General features: G+C 66.3%; 14 protein-coding genes and 1 pseudogene. 10 read left to right on the top strand and 5 right to left on the bottom strand.

The features are described 5' to 3' along the window. The first annotated feature begins 37 nt into the window (after positions 1-37). Both CH295_RS24690 and yczE read left to right on the top strand, forming a co-directional pair. The gene (locus CH295_RS24690) at positions 38-814 is read left to right on the top strand and encodes a peptidyl-tRNA hydrolase (protein ID WP_094742227.1); all 777 of its coding nucleotides are present in this window, start codon (positions 38-40) and stop codon (positions 812-814) included. Then, positions 706-1,461 (top strand): annotated as a pseudogene (gene yczE, locus CH295_RS28320) (membrane protein YczE); the annotation flags it as partial. The gene CH295_RS24690 and the pseudogene yczE, both read left to right, overlap by 109 nt. A gap of 11 nt (positions 1,462-1,472) precedes the next feature. Here yczE and glgX read toward each other — a convergent pair. Further along, a complete protein-coding gene (gene glgX, locus CH295_RS24680) occupies positions 1,473-3,638 on the bottom strand; it encodes a glycogen debranching protein GlgX (protein ID WP_170946047.1) in 2,166 nt (721 codons plus the stop codon). A 31-nt stretch (positions 3,639-3,669) separates the two neighbouring features. Between glgX and CH295_RS24675 the strand changes: the two genes are divergently transcribed. From CH295_RS24675 to CH295_RS24655, 5 genes are all read left to right on the top strand, one after another. Continuing rightward, on the top strand, positions 3,670-4,512 hold the full coding sequence (locus CH295_RS24675) for an ABC transporter ATP-binding protein (RefSeq protein WP_037190200.1): 843 nt from the start codon (positions 3,670-3,672) through the stop codon (positions 4,510-4,512). Between the two features lie 48 nt (positions 4,513-4,560). Next, positions 4,561-5,391, top strand: a complete 831-nt coding sequence (locus tag CH295_RS24670) for an NUDIX hydrolase (RefSeq protein ID WP_094742115.1) — start codon at positions 4,561-4,563, stop codon at positions 5,389-5,391. Between the two features lie 11 nt (positions 5,392-5,402). Further along, complete coding sequence (locus CH295_RS24665) at positions 5,403-6,182, top strand: enoyl-CoA hydratase/isomerase family protein (RefSeq protein WP_037189786.1); 780 nt, start codon at positions 5,403-5,405, stop codon at positions 6,180-6,182. Between the two features lie 105 nt (positions 6,183-6,287). Then, complete coding sequence (locus CH295_RS24660) at positions 6,288-7,298, top strand: methyltransferase domain-containing protein (RefSeq protein ID WP_052047587.1); 1,011 nt, start codon at positions 6,288-6,290, stop codon at positions 7,296-7,298. Between the two features lie 40 nt (positions 7,299-7,338). Then, positions 7,339-8,511 (top strand): THUMP-like domain-containing protein, encoded by a 1,173-nt coding sequence (locus tag CH295_RS24655; RefSeq protein ID WP_094742114.1) that lies wholly within the window; start codon positions 7,339-7,341, stop codon positions 8,509-8,511. Here the strand turns inward: CH295_RS24655 and CH295_RS24650 are convergent. Further along, entirely contained in the window at positions 8,499-9,821 is a 1,323-nt protein-coding gene (locus CH295_RS24650) for an outer membrane protein assembly factor BamB family protein (RefSeq protein WP_094742113.1), read from the bottom strand. The genes CH295_RS24655 and CH295_RS24650 overlap by 13 nt on opposite strands. A 149-nt stretch (positions 9,822-9,970) precedes the next feature. Here CH295_RS24650 and CH295_RS24645 point away from each other — a divergent pair, with 149 nt between their 5' ends. Then, positions 9,971-10,732, top strand: coding sequence for an acyltransferase (locus tag CH295_RS24645; protein ID WP_094742112.1), 762 nt, complete (start codon positions 9,971-9,973; stop codon positions 10,730-10,732). Between the two features lie 11 nt (positions 10,733-10,743). Here the strand turns inward: CH295_RS24645 and CH295_RS24640 are convergent, their stop codons facing one another. Genes CH295_RS24640 through CH295_RS24630 form a run of 3 tightly spaced genes read right to left on the bottom strand, consistent with a single transcriptional unit; the run spans position 10,744 to position 14,383 of the window. Next, entirely contained in the window at positions 10,744-11,991 is a 1,248-nt protein-coding gene (locus CH295_RS24640) for a glycosyltransferase family 4 protein (RefSeq protein WP_037189777.1), read from the bottom strand. After that, a complete protein-coding gene (locus CH295_RS24635) occupies positions 11,988-13,520 on the bottom strand; it encodes a 1,4-alpha-glucan branching protein domain-containing protein (protein ID WP_094742225.1) in 1,533 nt (510 codons plus the stop codon). The genes CH295_RS24640 and CH295_RS24635 overlap by 4 nt, the downstream gene beginning before the upstream one ends. Positions 13,521-13,543: 23 nt before the next feature. After that, positions 13,544-14,383 carry a class I SAM-dependent methyltransferase gene (locus CH295_RS24630; RefSeq protein WP_094742111.1) on the bottom strand — a complete coding sequence of 280 codons (840 nt, stop codon included), beginning with the start codon at positions 14,381-14,383 and terminating at the stop codon, positions 13,544-13,546. 155 nt (positions 14,384-14,538) lie between these two features. On the opposite strand from CH295_RS24630, the gene CH295_RS24625 reads away from it, so the two are divergent. Together CH295_RS24625 and CH295_RS24620 are read left to right on the top strand one after the other, a co-directional pair. Next, entirely contained in the window at positions 14,539-15,339 is an 801-nt protein-coding gene (locus CH295_RS24625; protein WP_037189774.1) for an electron transfer flavoprotein subunit beta/FixA family protein, read from the top strand. A 42-nt stretch (positions 15,340-15,381) separates the two neighbouring features. Then, positions 15,382-16,338 carry an electron transfer flavoprotein subunit alpha/FixB family protein gene (locus tag CH295_RS24620; RefSeq protein ID WP_037189773.1) on the top strand — a complete coding sequence of 319 codons (957 nt, stop codon included), beginning with the start codon at positions 15,382-15,384 and terminating at the stop codon, positions 16,336-16,338. Positions 16,339-16,350 lie beyond the last annotated feature (12 nt).

Below are 16,350 nucleotides of genomic sequence, written 5' to 3'. Positions count from 1 at the left end.
CGATGACATGAACGGCGACGACATGACCGGCGTTGACATGACCGGCGACGCACCGGATGACGTGGCGGCTGTGACTGCGGCCGAGGAGTTCTCGCCGGACAACACGTTCGTCTCGCGCCACGCCGAGCTCGCTCGTGGGTACGGCGGAGCGGAGGACCCGGCAGATCCGTCCCAGGTTCTGGCCATGCCGTTGGTGCTGCACATCCCCAAAATCGATCCGCCCATGCGTAGCGAGTTGCTCGAGGCAGCTGCCAGAGCCACCGTTGCGCTGTGCCTGGACCCACGAGTGGGCGTGGGCGCTTCGTGGAACGAGGCCTTCACCGAGTGGACGTCGGCTCGCATCCGAAAGGTTGCCCGACGTGCGCGCGGTGCCCAGTGGCGTGCTGCGCAGGAAGTTCCGGGTGTGACGGTCGACGTCGGGGGAGCGTCGGCACGCGCTTTCGTGCCCGGTCGGGTCGGAGATCTGGATCCGCGGATCAAGCGGCTTCAGATCGGTGGGACCGACGTGTCGGCCGAAGACGAACATTCGGTCTCGGCAGGCCCGGTGCTGTGGATCGACGCCTCGCTGTCCATGACGGTGGGCAAGGCAGCCGCGCAGGTGGGTCACGCGTCGATGCTGCTGGCGGGTGCGATGAGCACAGCGCAATGCCGCGAGTGGGCTGCGTCGGGCTTCGAATGTTCGGTTCGGTCTGCGAGCCCGGAACAATGGACGCGTGCGTTGGACGAGGTTCGCGCTGGACGTGCCGTCGCGGTGCGGGATGCAGGCTTCACCGAAGTGGCACCCGGTTCGACGACCGTGATTGCCGTTCCCTAGATCTGGGGTCCACTGTCGCACAAGTGGCTATGCCGAACATATCCAGTAGCCCCGAGACTGGAAGCATGTTCATCTCACCACGTCGTGTTGTCGCCGGTCGCCGGCTACCTTCTCGGTTGGCCGCCCTCTACGTGGGGCTGTGGCTGTACGGGGCGTCGATGTCGTTGATGATCGCCGGCGGACTGGGCGTCAACCCCTGGGATGTCTTTCACCAGGGTCTCGAGAGTCACCTCTCGCTCAGCTTCGGAACCATCACCGCGATCACCGGCGTGGCCGTACTGCTGATGTGGATCCCGCTGCGCCAACGGCCTGGCCTGGGCACCGTGAGCAACGTGGTGGTGATCGCCGTTGCGGTGGACGCGACGTCGGCGGTGTTGCCGCATCTCGACGGGCTTCCGATCAGGACCCTGGCCATGGTGTCCGGCATCGTGGTCAACGCGTTCGCAACCGCGCTGTACATCGGTGCCGGGATGGGTCCGGGGCCGCGAGACGGACTGATGACCGGTCTGGTGGCCAGGACCGGATGGTCGATTCGGCTCACCCGCACCGGAATCGAGTTGACCGTGGTGCTCACCGGTTGGTTGCTCGGTGGGACGCTCGGTGTCGGGACGGTTCTCTATGCACTCGGAGTCGGTCCGCTCGTGCAAGTGTTCATGACTCACCTGCCTGCGCTGCGCAGTACCAGGACCGTCGATCCGGTCACCGATATCGTCGAACCCGCTTCCAGCGCAGTGGTATCCGAGGGCACCCCGTCCACACACGAGGAATCGAGGACCGGAACGAACCGCGACGACGACCAACTCGGGCACGCCAGAGTGATGTCGGCGGGGCCGCCGGAATGGAGGACGAGGAGCGAGCTGGCGTCGTCGACCTGCCCGCCGTCGGAGGCATAGGAGCGCACGTCGGAACCGTCCACCCAGGCCTGAATGGTGCGCACCGAGTCGTCGTTCCATCGGTCCGTGTCGAATTCGACTCCGGCGGAATCGAACCACACCAGATCGGGTCGGCCGGTCGGTGTCGCGCGGCCGGTGAAGAACTCCTGCTGACGCAGGGTCGGAGCGCTTGCGCGGACGCGGAGCAGTCGGCCCACGAAGCGAATCATGTTCTGATCGGCACTGTCCCAGTCGATGGCCCAGGCGTCTGCGGCCGGTGCGTCCTCGGCGATGCAGTACGCGTTGTTGTTGCCTCCCTGGCTGTGTCCCAGTTCGTCGCCGGCGAGCAGCATCGGTGTGCCGGTGGAGAGCGTCAGGGTCGCCAGTAGCGCCCGAACGTGACGTCCCCGAGCCTCGACGACGGATGCATCGTCGCTCGGACCCTCGACGCCGTGGTTGACCGACGAGTTGTTGTCGGTACCGTCCCTGTTCTCTTCGCCGTTGGCCTCGTTGTGCTTTCGTTCGTACGACACCAGATCTCGGGCGGTGAACCCGTCGTGCGCGGTGACGAAGTTGATCGACGCCCACGGCAGGCGCCCGCCGCCCGCGAAGAGGTCTTCCGAACCGGCCAGCCGCGAGGCCAATTCGCGAACCCCGTGCTGGCCCGCCCAGAAGCGTCGCACCGTGTCGCGGTAGCGATCGTTCCATTCCGACCATGCCACTCCGAAGTTGCCGACCTGATAGCCGGCACCGGTGGCGTCCCACGGCTCGGCGATCAATTTGACCCTGGCCAGGATCGGGTCCGTGGCAATGGCGGTCAACAACGGTGCGCGAGAATCGAATCGCCAACCACCGGGCCGGCCGAGAGTGCTGGCGAGGTCGAATCGGAACCCGTCCACACCTATGTCCTCGACCCAGTACCGAAGGCTGTCGCACACCATCCGCACGACCGCGGGTGATGCGGAATCGAGAGTGTTGCCACAGCCGGTCAGATCGACGTCCGATCCGCGTCCGTCCAGCAGGTAGTAGCCGGGTGCATCGAGCCCACGCCAGCTGATCGAGGGGCCGTCGACCGCGGATTCGCACGTGTGGTTGTAGACGACGTCGAGGATCACCTCGATCCCGGCAGCGTGCAGCGCGTCGACCATGGTGCGAAATTCGTCCACCTCGTCACCGGGAACAGCGGCGAAACGCGGGTCGGGTGCGAAGTACGCACCCGTCGAGTACCCCCAGTGGTTTCGCATACCCCGGGCGCGAACCCCGGGTTCGGTGAATGTGGTGTGTACGGGCAACAATTCGATCGACGTGATGCCGATGCGCCCGAGATGCTCGAGCACCGCAGGCTCGGCGAGACCCAGGTATGTCCCGCGAAGATGCTGGGGCACAGCAGGATTGCGGGCCGTGAACGACCCCACGTGCAGCTCGTAGAGTACCGTTCGGTCCCAGGGCACGTCGGGGCGCGCGGGACGGCCGACTCGATCGGCAGCTGCGCGGACGACGCCGAGCGGGAGGTGTCCGAGCGAGTCCCGAGAACTGGGCGCACCGAACGGGTCGTCCTCGTAGGCGAGCAGTGCCGACGGGTCTCCGAATGCGCCCGTCACCTGGCGCGCGGCGGGATCGAGCAGAATCTTCGCGCCGTTGAACCTACGGCCGGAGTGCGGATCCCATTTTCCGTGGGCGCGGAAGCCGTATCGATCACCGGGGCGCACTCCCGGGACGAAGGCATGTCGAACCCCGAAGGTGCGGGTGGTCAGCTCCACCCGACGTTCACCGCCGTCCGGATCGATCAGACATACCTCGACTCCATCGGCCTCGGGTGCATGGACTGCAAATTGAGTGCCAGTCGACAGTGCAGTGGCACCCAGTGGGAACGGAGACCCGGGGGGATTCGAGGCGGACTCGCCGCCGGCGGTCCGGTGGGAGCTACGAGGCAGATCGTCATTGGGCGACACGCGTGCACATCCTGCCGTGAATGCACGGTCGATGTGCGGGAAGATAGGCGTCGTGTCTGAACCGGATCCCGACCTGCTCGTAGATTTCACCGACGTAGTCGTCCGCCGTGGCGGTGCGACCCTGGTGGGACCCGTCACCTGGAAGGTGGAACTGGACGAACGGTGGGTCGTGCTCGGCCCGAACGGCGCCGGGAAGACGTCCCTGCTTCGTATCGCTGCGGCCGAGATCCATCCCACGTCCGGTGTCGCCCACGTTCTCGGCGAAATCATGGGCAAAACCGACGTCTCCGAACTCCGACCGCGGATCGGCCTGTCGTCCTCCTCGCTTGCGCAGCGCATTCCCGCCGACGAACTCGTGTCCGATCTGGTGGTGTCCGCCGGCTACTCGGTACTGGGGCGTTGGCGAGAGAAATACGACGCGGTCGACACCGAGCGCGCAGTCGAGATGCTCGAGAGCCTCGGTGCCGAACATCTCGCCACCCGCACCTACGGCACGCTGTCCGAAGGCGAACGAAAGCGTGTTCTCATCGCCCGCGCCCTGATGACCGACCCCGAACTTCTCTTGCTGGACGAGCCGGCGGCCGGCCTCGACCTCGGTGGACGCGAGGAGCTGGTGGCACGCCTGACCGACCTCGCTGCCGATCCCGACGCCCCCGCGACCGTGCTGATCACCCACCACGTGGAAGAGATCCCGCCGGGCTTCAGTCACGCGTTGTTGCTCAAGGAAGGCGGCGTGGTGGCACAGGGACTCATGGACGACGTCATCACCGCAGAGAACCTGACCGAGGCGTTCAGCCAGTCGATCGCACTCGATCGCGTCGACGGTCGGTTCTTCGCGCGGCGGACCCGCGCTGCAGGAGCGCACCGCCGGTAGAGCGGACCGAGCGATTCCGCTGCGAAGCGCAGCGGTACGTTGCCCTTCATGAGCTCGAACAGTGCTGCCGATCACGCGCAGGCGCGGGACGCCTCGACGGTCATCTTGATTCGTGACGGTCTGTCACGACCCGACATCGAGGTTTTCCTGCTCGAGCGAGTCGGTGGGATGGCATTCGCGGGCGGCATGACGGTGTTTCCCGGTGGCGGCGTCGACCCCTCGGACGCGGCAGCGGACGTCCGCTGGGCAGGGCCGCCGCCGTCGTGGTGGGCCGAGCGCTTCGGAACGGACGAGGGCAAGGCCCAGGCACTTGTGTGTGCTGCGGCGCGCGAAACGTTCGAGGAGTGCGGCGTGCTGTTGGCCGGCTCGACGCCGGATTCGATCGTTGCCGATACCGCTCCGTTCGCGGCGGAGCGGGGTCGGCTCGAGCGCCGCGAAGTGTCGTTCGCCGAGTTTCTCACCGCCCACGACCTCGTTCTGCGATCGGATCTGCTCCGGCCGTGGTCCCACTGGATCACCCCGGTCGGCGAAGCGCGACGGTACGACACCCGGTTCTTCGTTGCGGTGCTGCCCGAGGGGCAGAGTGCGGACGGCGAGACCAGCGAGGCAGCGTCGGTGAGTTGGCGCTCGACCGGTGACGCACTGGCGGACTGGCGGTCGGGAAACACAATTCTCCTTCCGCCGACCTGGAGCCAACTGGACGCACTGTCTCGGTTCGACACCGTCGCGCAGGTCGTCGAGCACGACCGCGAGATCGCCCCGGTGCTTCCGATTCTCACCCGCGACGACGGTACGGTCCGGGTGGTCTTCGAGGGCGACGATGCGTACTACGCCGGAACGCGACATCCCTGGTCGGATCGTCGGTCCGAGGCCCGGTAGCCTTTCGGCCCATGGCTGAGTTCGTGAATCTCGAAGTATCCGACGGTATCGGCACCATTCGCCTGGATCGTCCGCCGATGAATGCGCTCGATCGGCAGATGCAGGAGGAAATCCGAGCGGCGGCCCGCGAGGCCACGGTGAATTCCGAGGTCAAGGCCGTCGTCGTCTATGGCGGCGAGAAGGTCTTCGCCGCCGGTGCCGACATCAAGGAGATGGTGGCATTGTCCGCGGCCGAGATGGCCGAGATCGCCGAAGATCTGCAGTCCGCCCTCGGCTCGCTCAGTACCATTCCCAAGCCCGTCGTTGCGGCGGTGACAGGATACGCACTCGGTGGTGGGCTCGAGGTCGCATTGGGTGCGGACCGCCGGATCGCGGGCGACAACGCGAAGTTCGGTGTTCCCGAGGTGCTGCTCGGTGTCATTCCCGGCGGCGGCGGAACGCAGCGGCTGGCTCGGCTGATCGGCCCGAGCCGTGCCAAGGACATGGTCTTCACCGGCCGCTTCGTCGGTGCCGAGGAAGCGTTGCGTATCGGATTGGTGGACGAGGTGGTGGCACCGGACGAGGTCTACAACGCCGCCCGCGCCTGGGCCATGCAGTTCACCACGGGTGCATCGCGAGCGCTCGCAGCGGCCAAGGCGTCGATCGACCAGGGGCTCGACGTCGATCTCACCACCGGTCTGCGGATCGAGGCGCAGCAGTTCGCGGCCTTGTTCGCGACCGACGATCGCACGATCGGCATGAAGTCCTTCGTGGCCGACGGCCCGGGAAAGGCGACCTTCACCGGACGGTGAAGCAACGGCCCAACGGAGAAGAGTTGTTCCACAGCTACCGGATAGTAGGCTCGCCTGATGACTGCAAGCCCCCACGACGGTGTCGATCGATCGATCTCGAATGCGATGCCTTCGGCCTCGTCCGAGATCGATGACCGCCAGGTCGATCCAGCCCCGAATCCGCATGCCACTGCCGAGCAGGTCGAGGCAGCCCGGACGGACACCAAACTGGCGCAGGTGCTCTATCACGACTGGGAAGCCGAGACCTACGACGACAAGTGGTCGATCTCCTACGACGAGCGATGCATCGACTACGCGCGCGGCAGGTTCGATCAGGCGGTCTCCGGTGACGCGTCGGCGCAGTCCGCACTGCCGTACGGCCGCGCGCTCGAACTGGGCTGCGGTACCGGGTTCTTCCTGCTGAACCTGATGCAGGCCGGCATCGCGGACAAGGGCTCGGTCACCGACCTCTCGCCCGGCATGGTCAAGGTCGCTCTTCGCAACGCCGAGCACCTCGGCCTGGACGTCGACGGCCGCGTCGCCGACGCGGAAACCATTCCCTACGAAGACGACACGTTCGATCTCGTCGTCGGGCACGCCGTCCTCCACCACATCCCGGACGTCGAACAGTCCCTGCGCGAGGTGCTGCGGGTGCTCAAACCGGGCGGCCGCTTCGTGTTCGCGGGCGAACCCACCACGGTGGGCAACTTCTACGCACGCTGGCTCGGACGCATCACCTGGGAAGCGACCACCCGCGCCACCAAGCTCCCGTTCCTGGCGAGCTGGCGCAAGCCACAGGAAGAGCTCGACGAATCCTCGCGAGCAGCGGCGCTGGAGGCCGTGGTCGACCTGCACACGTTCGATCCGACCGATCTCGAGAACATCGCGCTCTCGGCCGGCGCCGAGTCCGTCCAGGCGAACACCGAGGAGTTCGCCGCCGCTCTGCTCGGCTGGCCGGTGCGTACCTTCGAGGCCGCTGTACCCGCGGGCAAGCTGGGGTGGAACTGGGCGAAGTTCGCCTTCGGTGGATGGAAGACACTGAGCTGGGTCGACGAGAACGTGCTGCAGCACGTGGTACCGCGCGGACTGTTCTACAACGTGATGATCACCGGCACCAAGCCCGCTCCTCGCGCTTGATCGGCTCGGACCGCCGCAGACTCTGCGCTCGAGTCCGCTAGTGGGTTACGAATTCACCGGCACCGACCTCGACTTCCTACGAAGCGAGGCCGGTGCCGGAGCGCTTGCTGAGGTCGACGATCTCGAGCTCAGCACTCGAACATCGGTGCGCGACACGGCCTCGGTGCGCACTCGCTTCCCCGGCCACGCGAGTGCACTGATCGAAACCGTGACGGTCCGCCGCAAGGCCCGAGTGAAGTTGTTGGACTCCGACCGATGGTGGGTCACCGACGAGGCGGTACAGCAGGCCACGCCGACGCTCGTCGCGCGCAGGCGGGCCGCTCGACTCGCCGGACGACGGGTGCACGATGTCACGTGTTCGATCGGCAGTGAACTGTCCGTGCTGGTCGGCACCACGGAGTTGGCGGTGGGCAGCGATCTCGACCCGATTCGGCTTCGGATGGCCGCACACAACGTCCCGGACGCCACCGTGCTGCGCGCCGACGCTCTGACACCGACGACGCGCGACACCGTCGTCGTGGCCGATCCCGGCCGCCGAGCAGGTGGGCGGCGACGCCACGACCCGGCGGCGCTGCAACCACCGCTACCGGACCTGTTCGACGCCTATCGGGGCCGAGACCTGGTCGTCAAGTGTGCGCCCGGCCTGGATTTCGACGCGGTCGACTGGGCAGGCGAGATCGAGGTGGTCTCGCTCGACGGGGGAGTGCGAGAAGCGTGCCTCTGGTCGGAAGGGTTGAGCGAGAACGGTGTTCGGCGTCGGGCAGCTGTTCTTCGGTCCGACGGCAGTGTTCTGGAATTCACCGACGCAGAATCCGACGACATTCCGGTTCGGCCCCCTGGCAGCTACCTCGTCGATCCGGACGGCGCGGTGGTCAGGGCCGGTTTGGTTCGGCACTACGGTGCCAGATTCGGTCTGTGGCAACTCGATCCGAGAATCGCGTATCTGACCGGCGACACCGTCCCGGACGGGGTGCGCGGCTTTCGGATTCTGGAGCAGTCCAAGTTCTCGGAGAAAGTGCTTCGGCAACAACTGAATCGGATGGACTGCGGCTCGGTGGAGATTCTCGTCCGCGGGGTCGACGTGGATCCGGCACTACTGCGGCCCAGACTCAAACTGCGCGGATCCGTGGCGTTGTCGGTGGTGATCGCCCGAGTCGAACGGTCTGCGGTGGCGTTCGTCTGCGCTCCGGGCGCTATCGGTCAGCCTGTGTAGGTGAAGATTTCGCCGAGGTAGCTCGCGGTGACGACCTGGCCGTCCGGGCCGAGGGAGGTGCCGACGGTGGTGCCGACGACGTCGGGAACGGACTGCACATCCACCGTCTCACCGGTGGCTGCGTCGAAAGTGAGCAGTGCCAGTCCGTCGTTTTCGCGAACGACGGTGTGCCCGCGTCCGTCTGCGGATTGGGCTGCGCTGCCTGCCTGTTCGATGTCGTCGCGAACCCAGACTCGCTCGGCGGAATCTCCGTTGTCTCGGACGCCGACGAGGGTGCCGTCGCCGCCCGAGGGCACGATCGTGCCGTCCGAGGCGATCGAGGGACTCGCACCGATGCCGAGCCCGGTGCCCTCGGTCCACTTCTGTCGCCCGTCGGCGGTGTCGAACGCGGTCAGCCTGCCGTCGACATCGGCCAGGTAGACCGTCGACCCGTCCTCGGACAGCACAGGACTCGATGCGACTCCGGCGGGCAGCAGGTCCGAGGACCAACGTTCGGCGAGACCGGGAGAGCCGTCTCGGTTGTACTGCAGGGAAACGAGCTGTGGCGCAATCGAACCGGGACGCCACAGTGTCAAGTAGATCGTTCCGGTCGCACTGTCGACCGCGGGCGCTGCGGGCACGGGGCATTCGGATCCACCCGAGCTGCACTGGGCGAGTCCGGTGTCGACCGGCAGGAAATCGGAATTCGGGTCGGTCAGGAAATTCGGCGTCGGAATCAGATCCAGGATCGGTACTCGAAGTTGCCCGTTCTGCGAATCCAGAACGCTGATCTGCCCCATCTGGGTGACCGAGAGCACGCTGCCGTCCCCGAGGAACTGGGCGGACTTGGGCACTCCGTACACCGGTGTGCGCCAACGTAGTTGCCCGTGGTCGTTGTACGAGTTCATGCCGCCGTCGTCGCCGATGTAGACGTTGATCGCCGAATCGACGGTCGGCGTGGCAGTGACGACGGACGGCCCGACGCGATTGCACCAGCGCTTGCGTGCGGAGTCGATCTCGAAGGAGAAGAGGTTGCAGCCGGATTCGGTGGCGGCAGTGACGAACATCTGACCGGTCGACCCGATGGACACCGGAGAGGTCACCGTGCCGCCGGTGGGGCGCGTCCAGTCCAGGGACAGTGGAGTCGACACCGACACTGCGGTGGCACCGCTGTTGTGCGAGTTCCCATGCGCTGCAGGCCACGAATCGGGAGAGAGTGGTTCTATGGCCGACGTATCGGTGCCGCAGCCGCTCACGGTCACCAGCGCGAGCGCTGCTGCGACCGCCGTGACCTTTCTGCCGGTCCTGCCCTTGGCCCTGACGCCGCGCATCGATCGCTCCCCATGACTCGAGTCCGTGCCCGACGTGGTGCCGGGGCGTCTGTGTTCGTTCTGCCGACAAGCAACAGTCGACAGGCAACCCTAGCCCGCGCGAGGGTGGCGGCAGAGAGCGGGCGAACGAGAAACTAGGGTGAACGTCCATGACGAGTATGTGGAACGCGCCGCTGCGGACACGCTGGCGCGGGTCGAGACGACGCGACACCGAACAGGCGCGATTCCTCACGCGTGCGTCCCTCGACTGGGTGCTCGCCAACAAGGCGTACACACCGTGGTACCTGGTGCGCTACTACCGCCTCGCGAAGTTCAAGCTGGCCAATCCGCACGTGATCCTCAAGGGCATGGTGTTTCTCGGCAAGAACGTCGAGATTCATTCCACTCCCGAGCTCTCGCGCCTCGAGATCGGTCGCTGGGTACACATCGGCGACGGCAATGCCATTCGCTGTCACGAGGGTTCGCTGCGGATCGGCGACAAGGTGGTGTTCGGCAAGGACAACGTCGTCAACACCTACCTCGACATCGAGATCGGCGCGTCGACGCTGGTGGCCGACTGGTGCTACATCTGCGATTTCGATCATCGGATGGACGATGTGAACATGCCGATCAAGGATCAGGGGATCGTGAAGGGGCCCGTGAGAATCGGTCCGGACACGTGGATCGCGGCCAAGGTGACCATCCTGCGCGAGACCCGGATCGGCCGGGGCTGCGTGCTGGGAGCCCATGCGGTGGTCAAGGGTGAGATCCCGGACTACAGCATCGCGGTCGGTGCCCCGGCCAAGGTCGTCCGCAATCGCAAGGTCGCCTGGGAGGCAGGTGCTGCCGAACGCGCGAAGTACATTGCTGCGCTGGAGGATATCGCCCGCAAGAAGGCTCTCGGACATGCCGAGGCGGCGCGGGAGAACTGACCCTCCTGTTTTCAGGTACGGCCGGGGAGCGCGCGCTCGACGATGTGCGGGCGAGCCAGCGGATGCCGAACCTTGCGTTTGGCTTCCAGATAGACCTCGGCCGTCGATTCGGCGACGTGCTTCCAGTCGAAATCGACGGTGAGGCGCTCGCGGGCGGCCACGGCACGTTCCTGGGCGGCATCGGCGTTGTCGAGAACACGCCGCACGGCGGCGGCCAGCCCACCGACGTCGCCGGGCTCGAAGGACAGGCCGGTCACGCCATCGACGATGGCTTCACCCAGACCGCCTGCGGTGGACGCGACCAGCGGGGTGCCCGCAGCGGCGGCCTCGAGCGCGATGATGCCGAACGGTTCGTACCGACTGGGCAGGACGATGGCGTCGGCTCCGTGCAGCCAGCCGAGTAGTTCGGTGTGGTCGAGGTTGCCCAGGAACGACACTGCGCGGGCAACTCGGTGCGTGCGCGCCAGACCGGCCAGCCAAGCGAACTGTGTTCCTTCGCCGGCGATGTGCAGGGTGGTACCCGGGTGGCTTCGTCGGATGCGGGGTAGGGCTGCGATGGCATCCTGGATGCCCTTCTCGTACTCGAGTCGGCCGACGTAGAGCAACTTGGCCGGCTCCGATCGAGGCTCTCGTCGCCGAAAGTGCCAGGTGGACCGGTCGATTCCGTTGCGAATCACCTTCACCGCCGACTCGGATACTCCGAACAGGGTGGTGACCTCGTCCTTCATCGAAGCCGAGCAGGTGATCACCGCATCGGAATCGTTGGCGAGCCACCACTCGACGGAGTGCACCTGGCGGTTGACGGGGCCGGAGATCCAACCGCTGTGGCGTCCGGCCTCGGTGGCGTGGATGGTCGAGACGAGAGGCACGTCGTAGAACTCGGCGAGCGCGATCGCCGGATGCGCGACGAGCCAGTCGTGGGCATGAACGACGTCGGGTTGCCAGCCGTCTCCCAGACCCGGCTTTCCCAGCGCGACGCCGGCACGCACCATCGCGTGCCCCATCGCGAGGGTCCACGCGAGCATGTCCTCACCGAAGACGAAGTGAGCCGGGTCCTCGGCGACGGCGACCACGAGCACCCCGTCCTCGATGTGATGGGACGTCGGGTGAGTGGCGGCGTCGGTTCCGGTGGGTCGACGCGACAGAACCACGACCTCGTGCCCGCATCGGACCAGTTCGGTCGCCAGGTGATGGACGTGCCGACCGAGACCGCCGACCACCACGGGTGGGTACTCCCACGACACCATCAGAATCTTCATCGACGCCCCCCTGCACCTTCTCGCTCGCCGCCACCGTGTGCACCGGGCAATCGGCGCGCATCCAGCGCAGGAAACAGTCCGTCCGCGCGGTTCCATTGCCCAGCCAGGTCGTGCGCCCGGCCGGGTGAACCACCTGCGGCCGCGGCAGCGATCTCGCGCAGCGCATGTGCGTGGACGTGCGCCCGTTCCCGGGCATAGCCTGCGGCGGAATCCTTGCTGACCATGAATGCCCAGTCGCTGGCCACGGCCATCAGTGTCTCACGCAGTATCTGATCGTTGACCCGATTGCGTAGTTCCGGTCCACCGGCGCGATGCTGCGCATCTCGGGCGGTATCGACGGCGTCGAGAGCGGTCCGAGACACCTCGGAGTTGAGCGCGACCAGGTCGGCGACGTCGTCGCCCGCCCACACGCGCCAGTCCTTGCCCGATCCCCACGACGAATCCTGCAGTTCGAGTGGCGCTCCGACGTAACCTTGCTCGCGCGCATCGCCGAGCGTGCCGACGGTGATGCCAGCGGCGGGAAGCGCGCGCATGAGCTTGCCGAGCCACTGTGGGCCCTCGTGCCACCAGTGTCCGAACAGCTCGGTGTCGAATGCAGCGACGACCAGGGCGTCGCGACCGATCCGCTCGGATTCGGAGATCAGGCGCCTGCGAACCACATCGACGAAGTCGGCGACGTGACGGTCCACCGTGGCCGCAGCCCGCTCGGGATCGTAGGGAGCCTTGTCGTTCGACGCGACCGAGCGGCCGGTGACCCGGGCCGGCTTGAGACCGGTGGCGTGATCGTAGGTGTGGAAATCCCGATAGGAACCGTGGCCGGGATAGCCGGACTTCGGTGACCAGACGCGGTAGCTGACCGGAAGATCGCGTCCGAACGCAACGACATCGGAGTCCCACACCGGCCTGCCGAGGGAGGTGTCTCCGCGCATCGCGGGCCCGTCGACCATGAAGTGCGAGACCCCGGCCGCGGCGTATTCGGTTTCCATGCCGGGGGTGAATCCGCATTCGGGTGCCCAGATGCCTCGGGGCGTGGTGCCCCACCGAGCACGGGCGTCGAGCAGGCCTTCCCGAAGCGAGAATGCGCGTAGTCGGGGATCGAGCAGCGGCTGGAACGGGTGCGCCAACGGGCCGCCCAGCAGTTCGACGGTTCCGGTGTCGACCAGCGGTCGAAGGACCGCGGACCCGCCGTGCCGCCACCGGGACTCGAATCGATCGAGCGCAGCGGCAGAACCTCGGTGTTCACGAACGGACAGGTCGCGGTCGGTCGCCTCGTGGGCTCTGAGCTGCCAGTTTCCGAGCCAGTGGTGCATTCCGGACAGGCAGTGTGGATCGTCGAGTTGAGCAGCGAGCACCGGGGTGATCCCCAGCGACAGTACGTCGGTGTAGCCGTCGTCGGCCAGCTGCTCCAGTGCCGCGGTGAGCGGCAGGTAGCAGTCGGCCCAGGACTGATACAGCCATTCCTCGCCTACCGGCCAGCGTCCGTGATTGGCCAACCACGGGAGGTGGGAGTGCAGAACGAGGGAGAACATGCCCGGCACGGTTGCACCGGATGTCACCCGATCACCGTGCTCGAGCTCTTGCGGGCGACGGCGACCAGGTCGAGGCTGTCGTCGATACGGTCGGCGCTGATGTCGAAATCGTCGATCGAGATTGCCGCGACGTCCTCGGTGAGTTCGGCAGGCCAGGGTTCACCGGCCAGGGCTCGTTCGATCTGAGCGTCGATGAACGAACCGCCGTGCTTGGCGTCGAGAGCGGCCAGGGTGTGTCCGTGCCGCACTCCGGTGAGTTCGTCGACCTCGAGCCGAGCGTCCACCAGAAGCTCGGTGAGTTCGGCCGCGTCGAGTTCGCGGGTGTGGAAGGGGTTGAGCGGTGTGTCGCGGCCGGGCGAGAACGTGATGCGGTTCGGCGTGCTGATCAACAGAATCCCCCCGGGTGCGAGCACCCGGTGCACTTCGGCGAGGAACGCACCTTGATCCCACAGGTGCTCGATCACCTGGAAATTGACGACGACATCGATCGAGGAATCGGCGACGGGAAGGCGGTCGAGGTTGCCACGCAGCATCGTCACCCTCGGGTAGCGGGCATGCACGTGTGCGGCGGCCGACGCGTCGTAGTCGAGGCCGAGAACGTGGGTCGCGACATCGGCAATCATGTTGGCTCCGTAGCCTTCTCCCGATCCCGCTTCGAGCACCGTTCGATCGCGACAGCGCTCGACGAGTGCGCGGTAGACCACCTCGTGGCGGCGGAACCAGTAGTTCTCCTCGGCGATACCCGGCACCGTTCTCTCGCCGGTGAGGGGGAGTGGTTCCGGTACCGGTGCCTGAGCCGAAGAATCGTTCACCGACGGAAGGTTAGTGGAGGCGTGGGAGAGGTAAGCCAACGTGGTCTCCATAACAGTCGGGGTGCAGATGTATGGTCGGACAGGCAGGGAGGTATGTTACCCACGGGTAACTACGGTGAGGTAACCTCGTCCCAGACCGTAGAACTGCACGAACCGTTAGAACACTCACGATCAGCAGAACATGACCAGGAGGTCGACGCAGACCCATGACGAACATCGTTGTTTTGATCAAGCAGGTTCCAGACACGTGGTCCGAGCGCAAGCTCACCGACGGTGACTACACCCTCGATCGCGAGGCTGCCGACGCCGTCCTCGACGAGATCAACGAGCGGGCCGTCGAAGAAGCACTGCTCATCAAGGAAGCCCAGGGCGGTGAGGTCAAGGTTCTGTCCGCAGGCCCCGATCGCGCCACCGATGCCATCCGCAAGGCCTTGTCGATGGGTGCAGACAGTGCAGTGCACCTCAACGACCCGACCCTGCACGGCTCCGACGCGATCCAGACCGGATACGCGCTGGCCGCAGCGCTCGGCAACGTCGCGTTCGAGAACGACGAGCCGGCCGATCTCATCATCGCAGGCAACGAGGCCACCGACGGTCGCACCGGTGCCGTTCCCGCGATCATCGCCGAATACCTGCAGATCCCGGCCCTGACGCAGCTGCGCAAGCTCACCGTCGTCGACGGCAAGGTCACCGGCGAGCGGGAAACCGACGAAGGCATCTTCGGCCTCGAAGCCGCATTGCCCGCCATCGTGAGCGTCACCGAGAAGATCAACGAACCGCGCTTCCCGTCGTTCAAGGGCATCATGGCCGCCAAGAAGAAGACGGTGCAGACCATCACGCTCGCCGACATCGGTGTCGAGGACGGCATCGTCGGCGTCGACAACGCCGGAACGACAGTCACGTCGTCCACCCCCAAGCCTCCCAAGACTGCAGGCGAGCGGCTCACCGACGAGGGCGACGGCGGCGACAAGATCGCCACCTACCTCGTCGGCCAGAAGATCATCTGATCCCGCCCCACCGAGCAATCGAAGACAAACGAGGAGCAAGTCATGGCAGAAGTACTCGTGCTCGTGGAGCACGTCGAGGGAACACTGAAGAAGGTCAGCACCGAGCTGATCACCGCCGCTCGCGCGCTGGGTGAGCCGTCCGCGGTCGTCACCGGCCCGGTCGGCACCACCGACAAGGTCGCCGACGCGCTGACCGAAGCCGGTGCCGAGAAGATCTACGCCGCAGAATCCGACGCAGTCGACGGATTCCTCGTCACCCCGAAGGTCGACGTGCTGTCGGCACTCGCGGAGTCGGTCTCGCCTGCAGCGATCATCACCGCAGCCACGATCGAGGGCAAGGAAGTTGCGGGACGACTCGCAGCACGCCTCGGCTCGGGCTACCACAACGACGTCGTCGCCCTGAACGGCGACGGCAGTGCCGTCTACTCCATCTTCGGTGGTGCGTTCACCGTCGAGGCGAAGGCCAACGGCGACGTTCCGGTCATCTCGCTGCGTCCCGGCGCAGTCGAGGCCGAGCCCAAGGCCGGAGCGGGCACCCGCGAAACCGTCGAGGTCCCCGCGCAGGAAGAGGGGGCCGTCAAGGTCACCTCGCGTGACCCGATCGTCGGTGGCGACCGTCCGGAGCTCACCGAGGCGTCGGTCGTCGTCTCCGGTGGACGCGGTGTCGGCAGTGCCGACAAGTTCTCCGTCGTCGAGGATCTGGCCGACTCGCTCGGTGCCGCAGTCGGTGCCTCGCGCGCCGCTGTCGACTCCGGCTACTACCCCGGCCAGTTCCAGGTGGGTCAGACGGGCAAGACCGTCTCCCCGCAGCTGTACGTCGCACTGGGTATCTCCGGAGCCATCCAGCACCGTGCAGGCATGCAGACCTCGAAGACGATCGTCGCGGTAAACAAGGACGAGGAAGCGCCCATCTTCGAGATCGCCGACTACGGCATCGTCGGTGACCTCTTCAACGTCGCACCGCAGCTGACCGAAGCAGTCAAGAAGCACAAGGGATAGCTCTTCCGAGCG

Source organism: Rhodococcus sp. 14-2483-1-2 (assembly GCF_002259405.1).
In the GTDB taxonomy this organism is placed as follows: domain Bacteria; phylum Actinomycetota; class Actinomycetes; order Mycobacteriales; family Mycobacteriaceae; genus Rhodococcoides.
This window is presented reverse-complemented; position numbering and strand designations above follow the sequence as displayed.

Excerpts from the sequence above, each read along its gene's own strand:
- CH295_RS24635 (WP_094742225.1), bottom strand. The coding sequence starts at position 13,520 with ATGTTCTCCCTCGTTCTGCACTCCCACCTCCCGTGGTTGGCCAATCAC.
- CH295_RS24650 (WP_094742113.1), bottom strand. The coding sequence starts at position 9,821 with ATGCGCGGCGTCAGGGCCAAGGGCAGGACCGGCAGAAAGGTCACGGCG.
- CH295_RS24630 (WP_094742111.1), bottom strand. The coding sequence starts at position 14,383 with ATGGAGACCACGTTGGCTTACCTCTCCCACGCCTCCACTAACCTTCCG.
- CH295_RS24625 (WP_037189774.1), top strand. The coding sequence starts at position 14,539 with ATGACGAACATCGTTGTTTTGATCAAGCAGGTTCCAGACACGTGGTCC.
- CH295_RS24670 (WP_094742115.1), top strand. The coding sequence starts at position 4,561 with ATGAGCTCGAACAGTGCTGCCGATCACGCGCAGGCGCGGGACGCCTCG.
- CH295_RS24675 (WP_037190200.1), top strand. The coding sequence starts at position 3,670 with ATGTGCGGGAAGATAGGCGTCGTGTCTGAACCGGATCCCGACCTGCTC.
- CH295_RS24640 (WP_037189777.1), bottom strand. The coding sequence starts at position 11,991 with ATGAAGATTCTGATGGTGTCGTGGGAGTACCCACCCGTGGTGGTCGGC.
- CH295_RS24620 (WP_037189773.1), top strand. The coding sequence starts at position 15,382 with ATGGCAGAAGTACTCGTGCTCGTGGAGCACGTCGAGGGAACACTGAAG.
- CH295_RS24645 (WP_094742112.1), top strand. The coding sequence starts at position 9,971 with ATGACGAGTATGTGGAACGCGCCGCTGCGGACACGCTGGCGCGGGTCG.
- CH295_RS24660 (WP_052047587.1), top strand. The coding sequence starts at position 6,288 with ATGCCTTCGGCCTCGTCCGAGATCGATGACCGCCAGGTCGATCCAGCC.
- CH295_RS24665 (WP_037189786.1), top strand. The coding sequence starts at position 5,403 with ATGGCTGAGTTCGTGAATCTCGAAGTATCCGACGGTATCGGCACCATT.
- CH295_RS24690 (WP_094742227.1), top strand. The coding sequence starts at position 38 with ATGACCGGCGACGCACCGGATGACGTGGCGGCTGTGACTGCGGCCGAG.